Raw genomic sequence first — 10,689 nt, 5'->3', positions numbered from 1 at the left:
CAAAGAAGAAAAACGATGCTGCGCAATTTCGTTCGTTCCTGCGCGCTGGCCGTCGCCGCCGCGGGCGCCACCTGCGCCGTCGCGGCGAACGGCACGGCACCGGCGAGCGCGTCGCAACGCGCCGTCGCGGCGCTCCTGGCCGGGCAGGATGCGCGCGCCGCGGTCGCGCAGGCGCTGGCGCAGGCGTCGCCGGCGAAGTCGGCGCTCGCCGGCGCCGATCGCGGCGCGCTCGCCGGCTATGCGCGCGCGCTGGCCGACGTCGGCCGCGCGATCGACGCGGCACGCGCGAGCGGCGCCGGACGCGCCGCGCTCGCGTCCGCGCTGGCGTCGCTCGACGCGCATCGACTGCTCGTCGAGGCGCGGCTCGGCGCGATCGATCGGCTGTTCGCCGAACGTGGCGGCGCGCCGTCGCGCTGGCCGCAGCAGCGTGCGGCGATCGTCGCGCAGCTCGCGCGCGTCGCGACCGCGGCGGCGTCGGCCGGACAGGCGCTCGCCGCCGGCGACGCGCGCACGGCAGTGCCGCACGCGGCGCTGGCCGAACTGGCGGATCTTGCCGCCGCGAACGCCGACGAGAACCGCGCGCCGATCCACGGCGCGAATCTGCCGGTGCATCGCCCGCGCCTGCCGACGCGCGAACCGGCGGCCGCGCCGGTCGTGGTGCCGGCGTACGCGAACGCCGCGCAGGAGATCGAACCGGTCGCGGCCGACTACGCCGCGACGCCCGACGCGCCGCTGTCGCCCGAGATTCTCGCGAAGGCCGAAAGCCTCGGCCGCGACTACGCGCGCATCGTCGACTTCGTGCGCGGCGAAGTGCGCACGCAGTGGTACGCCGGTGCGCAAAAAGGCGCAATCGGTACTTTGCGCAGCCTGTCGGGCAACGACGTCGACCAGGCGAGCCTGCTCGTCGCGCTGCTGCGCGCGTCGCGCGCGCCGGCGCGCTACGTCGAGGGCGTCGTCGAAGTACCGGTCGCCGACCTCGCCGCGTCGCTCGCCGTGCGCGCCGACAAGGTCGGCCAGGCGCTCTCGGCGGCCGGCGTCGCGAACCGGCCGGTCGCGCGCGGCGGTCGCATCGCCGCGTACGCGATCGAGCACGTCTTCGTCACCGCACAGCTGCCGCTGTCGAACTATCGCGGCACGAGCGCCGACCGCGACGGCGAAACGTGGGTGCCGCTCGCACCCGCGCTCAAGCCGTACCGGTTCGTGCCGGCACGCGGCGCACTCGCCGCGGCGAACATCGCCGCGCGCGCGTTCGCCGACGAGTACGTGCGCGCGCCGCAGCCGGCCGCGCCGCTCGACGCGTTGCGCGAACGCGTGACGCACGCGCTGGCGCAGGCGTCGCCGCCGCTCGCGTACGACGACCAGCTCGCGCTGCACGCGCTCGACGCGCCGCCGCTCGGCCTCGTGCCGGCCAGCCTGCCGGCGACCGCGCTCGCGATCGTCGGCGAATATTCCGAACTGCCCGATCGCCTGCGCCAGCGCGTGCAGGTCGTCGTGCGCGACGCCGACGGCGCCGCCGCGCTCGATGCGACGCTGCCGCTCGTCGACCTCGTCGACCGCCGCGTCACGCTCGCGTACGAGCCGGCGTCGATCGAAGACGGCAACCTCGCCGACCGCTACGGCGGCCTCGGCAACGCACCGCCGTCGCTCGTCGCGGTAAGACCGGTGCTGAACATCGCCGGCCGCAACGCGCGCACCGGCGGCGGCACGCTCGAAACCGGTTCGCGTCATCGGGTGGAAGTGACGATCGCGGGGCCGGGCGGCGCGACGTCGTTCGCGCAGGACCTGACCGCCGGCGGCCTCGCCGCGCTCGTCTTCGACGTGCATGCCGACGGCCCGGCGCTCGAAGCCGACGGCGCGGTTCTGCCGGGCGACAGCGAAAACCCGGCCGCGCGCCTGCTCGCGAATGTCGGTGCGCGCTATCTCGCGGCGTGGGACGCGGCCGACGCGGAACTCGCGCGGCTCGCCGGCGTCGGCGTCGTGCGGCCGTTTCCGTCGGCCGCGCTCGTGATCAACCGCTACGCGATCGCGCGCGTCGGCGGCGTGATCGACGCGATGCCGTGGGACGGCGTGTCGCTCGACGCGTCGCTGCGTCCGGCCGAGGCGTTCGCCGGCGTCGCGGACAACCGCGCCGAGGCCGACTTCACCGAGCTTTCCGCGCTGCACGGCTCGTCGCTCGAGCATCGCGTGTTCGAACAGCAGTGGGCCGTCGACAGCGTGTCGGCCGACAAGGCGCTCGCGCTCGCGGCCGGCCAGAACGTTCCGGTTCTGCAGCTGACCGGCGCCACCGGTGTCGCGGGACTGAACCAGCCGGCCGAGGTGAAGGACGCGATCGCCGCGTGGCTCGCGCGCGGCTACGTCGTCGACGTGCCGCGCGATCCGGTCGCGGTCCAGTCGTGGCGCGGCGCGGCGTGGCGCGTGCGCGCGCTCGCGACCGGCGAATCGGGCTGGTTCATCGCGGGCGGCCTCGCCGGCGGCGCGACCGCGATGCCGCCGGCGCTGTGGTATCTGCAGGAACTCGTGGACATTCTCGGCAACGCGTACGGCGAACCGCCGAACGACGATCCGTTCGCCGGCGCGATCCTGTCGATCGACCGCGACGCGCAGGACCAGGAAGGCGAAGCCGACACGCTGCTGCCCAAGGCGCTGCGCGCGATCGTCGCCGACGAGAACGGCCGGCCGGTGCGCGGTGCCGAGGTCGTGTTCCACGTCGCCGCGAGCGGATCGAAGTTCGTCGGCGAGAACGACGTCGAGGTCGACGAGATCGCGGCCAGGACGGACGGCAAGGGCGTCGCGTCCGTGCGGCTCAAGCTCGCGCAGTCGCAGGGCGCGGCGGGCCGCTACATGCTGACGCCGGGCGACGAATTTCCGCAGTGGCAGGGTTCCGCGCTGGTCGAGGTGCGCGCCCGCGCGCGGCGCGGCGTGCTCGCGTCGGGCGAGGCGTATCGGGCATGGATACTGCCGGCCGCGGCGCAGGACGTGCGCTTCACCTATCTGGAAGACGGCGAGCGGTCGCTGACGCCGAACATCGGCTATCGGCCCGGCCTCGCCGAGGTGCGCGACCGCTTCGGCAACGCGATCGCGAACCGGGCGATCCGACTGACGACGGCGACGTCGATCGCGCCGGGTCCGTGCGGGCTCGGCGTCGGTTCGCCGACGGGAGCGAGTTTGTTCAAACCGCAACAATGTCCCGCCGATGCGATCCATCTGACCGGCGCGCCCTGCGCGTCGACGTCGATCGACGTCGTGTCGCGCCCGGGCGGCGCGCCGTTCTTCCTCGTGCCGCCGGCGACGGCGCCGGCGACCGTCACACTGCAGGGCGCCTCCGGCGGCGCGGCGGGCTCGCTGCGGCTGCATACCGACCCGGCGTTCGAGATCTGCAACGACGATCTGTTGATCTTCATGGTCGCGACATCGACCTGGGGCCACCGCCTCGGGCCGACCGCCTGGCCGACGACCGTGCTCGAGGCGGCGCGGCCGAACCAGCCGATTCCGGTCGCCAAGCAGGTCAATGCGTACTACATGCGCATGCCGCGGACGTTCGGGCAGGTGACGCCGGACTGGCTCCCGGTGTCGGGCGGCCAGCTCGAATTCTGGTTCGGCAACGGCACCGGGACGAACGCGCGCCCGTTGTCGACGCCGGGCGCGTATTCGTTCGATATCGTCGCCGGGCCGGACCCGGGCGAGATCGACGGCCGCTTCTACGTGCTCGCGGACATCGAAGGCCGGCGCCGTTCGATGTACGGCCATACCACCGCCTGGGTCGTCGACCCGAAGCCGCCGACGGTCGCGCCGGACAACATCGGCCTCACGCCGTTCTCGACGACCGACGCCAACCTCCGGCTCGGCGCGGGTTTCGCGCCGCTCGAATACGTCGCCGCGCCGCTGCGCATCGAGCTGCTCAAGAACGGCGAAGTGCTCGACGAGTGCGGTCAGATTTCCGCGGACGGCAACTTCTTCTGCACCTATCTGCGCGGCATGGGCATCGACAACGAGGCCGAATACGCCGCGCGCACGGTGCTCAACGACGGCACGCCGTTTCGCATGCAGTCGCAAGAAACGCCGATCCGGTTCGGCCAGAACATCATCGCGGGCTACGGCCGCCTGCCGAGCGACGTCAACGATCCGCTCGACCTCGTGCGCATCGTGCAGGGCTACTACCCGACCTCGATTCCGCTGCGCACCGAGATCGACGTGCCGACCGGCTGGTCGTGCGGCATCGGCGAGCGCCTCGGTTTTCTGCTCGCCCGCGCGGCGACCGTGTCGCTCGAGTTCCGCCGGCTGCAGGAAAACGGCGATCCGGCCGGCACCGCGATGTGGCAGCCGATCCGCGACGAGGCGCGCGACGAGGGCCTCCACGAGATCCTGCTCGACACCGCGCACCTGCCGCCGGGCGAATACCAGTACCGGCTCAAGGCGGTCGCTGCCGACGGTACGGTCGAGGAATACGCCGGCAACGCGTCCTCGCGCCTCGTGCGGCGCGATGCGCTGCCGCTCGCGCACAGTCTGGTCAAGGGCGTCGATACGTTCAGCGGCAACGCGTCGCTGTCGGAACAGGACATCGTGCTCGGCGGACGCGGTCCCGGTCTGCGCATCGTGCGCACGTACGCGAGCCACCAGGGCGGCGAAGAGCCCGGCGCCTTCGGCCGCGGCTGGTCGGCCGATCTCGACAACCAGGTGATCGCGACGGGCTGCAACGAGCGCATCGTGACGGGCAGCGCGGGGCAGGGCCAGCGCTTCCGGGCGATCGTCGGCCCCGACGGGGCGACGCGCTTCGAGGCGCTGCACGGCTATCACGGCACGCTCGTGCAGCGCGGCCTCGAATACGACTTCTACACGAAGGACGGCACTCGCTACCATTTCGGCGGCGCGGGCGTGCCGGGCGCGCGGCTCGCGTACATCGAGGACGTCAACGGCAACCGCGTTTCCTACACGTGGCAGTTCGACATCGTCGCGCCGCGCGTCACGCGCATCGCCGATGCGGCGGGCCGGCAGATCGATCTTGCGTACAAGACCGTCGTCGCCGAACGACGCATCGCCGGCACCACGCTGCGCGAAACGCTCACGCTCGTCGACGCGGCGCGCGGCCCCGACGGCCTGGTCGTGCGCTACGAGTACGACGCGAACGGCAATCTCTCCAAGGCCGTACGCAGCGACGCCAGCGGCAAGGGCGAGCGCGTCAGCGCCTACACCTATCGCGACTTCGGCGGCCGCATCGTCACGCAGCCCGACGGCGAACTGACGTATACCTATTTCGGCTATCGCCTGACCGGCTCGCGCGATGCGTCGTCGAACGACGAACGGCGCTACGACTACGACCAGTACCTGTCGGTCGTGCCGAACGGCAACGCGTTCTACTACGCACCGGAACAGCGCGCGATTTCCGTGCGCGAGCTCGACGGCGGCACGACGCGTTTCGCGTACGACGGCCTGCGCGGCGCCGGGCCGGTCCGAACCACGGTGACCGATCCGCGCGACGCGGTGTCGACGTTCAGCCTGAACGGCTACGGCGCGGCCGAGACGATCGTGGATCCGGCCGGCACGACGACGACACAGTGGGATCTCGTCGCGCTGCAGCCGAAAAAGATCGTCGACGCGCTGGCGACCGAAGTGCACTACACGTACGACGTTCACGGCAACAGGACGACGGAAGAAATCCGCCACGCGAGCGGCACGCGCACGCGCGGCTGGACCTACGTCGATCCGGCCGAGTTCGACGCGCCGTACATCAGGAACCGCGTGGACAGGTTTACGGACGCACGGCAGATCGTCACCGACTACGGGTACGACCGCCGCGGCAATCTCACGACGACGGCGCGCGGCGGCGTGACGCAGACCGACGCGTACGACGACAACGGCGATCGCACGTCGCGCACCGACGGCCGCACGAACGTGTGGAAGTTCCGCTACGACCGCTACGGTCATGTCACGGAAACCGAAGACCCGCTCGCCCACGTGGTCAAGACCGAATACGACGCGCGCGGACGCAAGACCGCGGAAACGAGCTCGAACGGCGGCGTAACGACCTATGCGTACGACGCGCGCGACCGAACGATCCGGACGAGCCATCCGGCGACCGCGGCAGGCCTCGCCGTCGAGACGACGGTCTACGACGACGTGCGCCGCGAGCGCACGTTCTTCAACGCGCGCGGCAAGACGACGCGCACGACGTTCGATCCGATGGGCCGGGTCTACGACGAGGTCGTCGAGGCCGGCACGCGCAGCCTGCGCTACGACGCGAACGGCAATCTCGAAAGCGAGACCGACCGCGGCGGCCATGTCGTGCGCATGGAGTACGATGCGGCAAACCGCCTGCGCAAGAAGTTCGAGCCCGAAAACCGCACGACGCTGTACGACGTCGACGCGCTCGGCCACGTCGTGCGCGAAACGGTCGGCGAGCGCATTGCCGAATATCGCTACGACGACGCGCAATACCGCCGCACGACGGTGCGCCGCTGGCTCGCCGGGGCGGCCGGCGGGCGCTTCGTCGAGGAAACGACGCGCTACGACGGCAACGGCAACGCGATCGCGAGCGTCGATGCGCTCCTGCGCGAAACGACGCGCACGTTCGACGATCGCGATCGCCTGAAAGTCGAGGCCGCGCCGCTCGGCCGCGTCGCGACGTTCGCCTACGACGGCGCCGACAACAAAGTGGAAGAAGTGCGCGAGAATCCGGGCGGCTCGGGCGCGCAGCGCCGCACGTTCGGCTACGACGCGGCGAATCGCCTCGTCGCGACGACCGACGCCGAAGGGCGCACGCGCACGACCGTCTACGATGCGAACGGCAACGCCGTCGAGATGACGAACGCGCGCGGCCACACGGTGCGCAAGGTCTACGATGCGCGCGACAACGTCGTCGAGGAATCGGGTCCGGAAATCGGCCAGCGCACGACGTACCGCTACGATCTCAACGGCAACAAGGTCGAGGAAAGCCGCGCGAACGGACGCGTGCTGACGTATACCCACGACGCGCTCGACCGGCTCGAGCGCACCGACGATGCCGACGGTCTCGTCGAGAAGCGCAAGCTCGATGCCGACGGCCTCGTCGAGGCGCTGACCGACGCCGACAATCGCACCACGATCTCGACGTACGACGATCTGCATCGCGTCGAAACGAAGACGCTGCCCGGCCCGGGGCCGCGCACGACGCGCTACGCGTACAACGTGCACGGCGATGTCGAACTGCAGACCGACGCACGCAATCACGCGACGGCGACCGTCTACGACACGCTCGGACGCCGCGTCGAAACGCGCCATCCGGAAGTCGACGGCGTGACGGCGGTCGAAACGACCGGCTACGACGACGCCGGCAATATCGTCGCGACGAGCAACGGCCGCGGCCACGTGACGGACTACTCGTTCAACGCGCTGAACCTGCGCGTCGGCCAGACCGATCCGGCCGACGCGCAAGGCCGCCGGTTCGAGCAGACGTGGACGTACGACGCGCTCGGCAACGCGCTGACGCATACCGACCGGCGCGGCATACTCGCGGTCACCGCGTACGACCGGGAAAACCGCGTGGTCGGCCGCGCGCGCGACGGCCTGGTCCTCGAAACGCTGACGCTCGACGAGGAAGGCAACGTATCGCTGCTGCGAGATGCGCTCGGCCGCGAAACGGCGACGACCTACGATCGCGCGAACCGCAAGCTGCGCGAGGCGCGTCCGCTCGGCGCGGTGTCCACATGGACGTACGAACCCGAGGGCGACGTTGCCGAGACGACCGATGCCGACGGCCGCACGACGAGCCACACGTATACGAAGCGGCGTCATCTCGAAACGCAGACGCTCGCCGGCGAAACGACGACGCACCGCTACAACGGCAGCGGCCAGCGCATCGCGACGCTCAAGCCCGAACGGCGCGGCGAATGGCTGTACGGCTACGATGCGGGAGGGCGCCTCGAAACCGTAGAGTCGCCGCTGCATCACGTCACGAGGTTCGGCTACGACGCGGCCGACAACCGCACGTCGATCCTCGACGCGAACGCGCACGAGACGACGTTCGCCTACGACGCGCGCAACCGTCTCGCGGGCAAGACCTACGAAGGCGGCGACGCGTACGCCTGGACGTACGATGCCGACGGCAACCGCACGCGCACGACGACGCCGAACGGCGTCGCGATCGACGCGACGTACGACGCGCTCGATCGCGCGATCGACACGACCTATGCCGGCGCGGCGACGGGCGAGGTCGGCAAGACGTCGCGCGGCTACGACGGCAACGGCAACATCGTTGCGGTGACGGAGGAGTTCGTCGGGGGCGCCGCGCGCACGCAGACGCGGCGCTACGACGATTTCGAGCGGCTCGAGCACATCGTCGACGTGCACGGCGGCACGCTCGGCTATCGCTACGACGCGGTCGGCAACCGCACGCATCTCGTCGACCGCGACGGCCGCGAAACCGTGTGGACGTACGACGCGCTCAATCACAACGACGCGGTGACGGTGCCGGGCCAGGGCACGACGACGCAGACGCACACGAAGGTCGGCCTGATCGACGTCGTCACGCGGCCCGACGGCACGACGAGCGACACCGACTACGATCCGGCCGGCCGCATCTCGCGCGTCGCGCACGCGAAGGCCGGCGCGACGCTCGCGACGAGCGCGTACCGCTACGATTTCAACGGCAACCGTGTCGAGCAGAAGGAAACGAACGGCGCGGCGACCGGCGGCATCGAGATCGTGACGGCCTACGGCTACGACGCCGACGATCGTCTTGAAACGGTGACGGAACCCGCGCGCGCGACGACCTATACGCTCGATCCGGTCGGCAATCGCGTGCGCGAACGCGTCGCCGCGAACGGCACGACGATCGGCGATTCGACGCTCGTCTACGACGCGCGCGACCGCCTGACGTCGCGCAGCGATCCGACCGCCGGCGTTGCGGTCGCGCAGACGTACGATGCGAACGGCAACCTGAAGACGCAGGTCGTCAACGGCGGCGCGCCGCGCACGTACACGTACGACGCGCGCGACCGCATGACCGCGCTGCACGAAGGCGCCGCGACGCCGTTCGCGTTCGACTACGACGCCGACGGCCTGCGCATCGCCAAGTCGCAGGGCATGGCCCAGGCGACGCGCTACCAGTACGACCTCGGCAGCCTGATCGCCGAGGCGAACGCGTCGGGCTCCACGCTCGTGCGCTACCACTACAGCGCGAACCAGCTCATCGGCCGCACGCAGGCCGGTTCGACGCCGGTCGAGCGGCACTATCTGCTCGACGCGCTGCGCACGCCGATCGCGATGCTGACGCAAGCCGGCGCGGTCGACGCGCGCACGCGCTACGACGCATGGGGCGAAGTGATCGCGCAGCAGGGCACGAGCGGGCAGACGATTGCGCCGGCCCGCGAAGGCGCGCATGCGGCGCTGCCGTCGACCGACGAGCAGCCGATCGGCTTCACCGGCTACTACAAGGACGGCGAGAGCGGCCTTTACTACGCGAAGGCGCGCTACTACGACCCGGCCGTCGCGCGGTTCATGTCCGAGGACCCCGAGGCCGGCAACGACATGACGCCGCCGAGCCTGCACCGGTATCTGTACGCGCATGCGAACCCGACGGTCTACGTCGATCCGACCGGCCGCTACGGCGAGGCGGGCCACTACTACACGACGTACTACGTCGCGTTGCGCATGGGCTATTCCGACGCGGACGCGCAGCAGCTCGCGTTCTATTCGCAGCTGCCGGACGAGGCGGCCGCGCTGGACGCGATGTACGTGGTGAAGGCCAAGGGCTTCAACCTGACGTCGCCGGAGCGCTGGCGGACGAACGAGGAGATTCAGGAGTTGCTGCACGGGCTCAACGGCGGCATCGCCGAACACGAGACGGGCAGGACGCTCAACGCGCTCAAGTCGGCAGGCGGCGACCTGACGACCAGCGGCCTGCTGATCCATCGGCTGGCCGACAGCTTCGCGCATCGCAAGACCGAACTGCACGGCGGCGAACACGATCCGCACGAGCAGCGGATGTTCACGACGAACATCGGCCACCTGACGGCCGGCTATTCGCCGGACACGATCCAGCGCCAGCCCGAACTCTATCTGCAGTACGTGCGCACGCTCGCCGGCGCGCTCGGCGAGAAACGCAATCTTTCGGCGGAGCAGATCGGCGCGCTGCAGACGCTGGTGGCGGGCGAGCTCTCGGAAGTCGCCTACATGGACGGCAAGCTGCCGCGCGAAGGTTTCTTCTCGCGAGGATTCTTCGGCCGCGACAAGGACGCGGCGCTCAAGGAACGCTCGATGCAGATGCTGATCCACAAGCTGAACATGCTCGGCATCGAACGCATCGGCAGCAGCAGGACGCGGCCGGGCCTGCTCGACATGGGCTACCGGCCTGAGGATCGCGAGTCGTTCGAACTGCTCTCGCCGGACCTGACCAACGCGCGCTCGATCGATCATGCGCTGGGCGACATCTGGGAGGGCAGCGCGCTGGCACGCGACAATGCGTCGCGCTACCGCCGCCGCAACGTCGACGCCGCGCTCGAAAACGTCCGCCGGCTGCTGCTCAAGGAGCATCGCAGCATCGAGACGATCGATCCGGAGTACCGCCCCGGCGTGACGATCATCATCGAGTCGGTCGACGGCATGGGTACGCTCAACGCGCCCGAGCGTTGGTGGGAAACGCTGATCGATCGTTACAACCCGATGCGGCGCTACGGCCCCAGCCCGGATTGACGCAAGAAAAAACCCCGGCTTGCG

At 70.5% G+C, this 10,689-nt stretch carries 1 protein-coding gene; it reads left to right on the top strand.

Features of this window, described 5'->3' with window-relative positions; translation table 11 throughout:
* The first annotated feature begins 15 nt into the window (after positions 1–15).
* A complete protein-coding gene (locus OD750_RS14360; protein WP_263542413.1) occupies positions 16–10,665 on the top strand; it encodes an RHS repeat-associated core domain-containing protein in 10,650 nt (3,549 codons plus the stop codon).
* The last annotated feature ends 24 nt before the right edge of the window (positions 10,666–10,689 follow it).

Source organism: Tahibacter soli (genome assembly GCF_025717065.2).
Taxonomy (GTDB): domain Bacteria; phylum Pseudomonadota; class Gammaproteobacteria; order Xanthomonadales; family Rhodanobacteraceae; genus Tahibacter; species Tahibacter soli.
Note: the sequence above shows the minus strand (reverse complement) of the source record. Positions and strands in the feature narration are given on the sequence as shown.

Bases quoted from the DNA above. Each gene is read 5' to 3' on its own strand.
- OD750_RS14360 (WP_263542413.1), top strand. From the start codon at position 16: ATGCTGCGCAATTTCGTTCGTTCCTGCGCGCTGGCCGTCGCCGCCGCG.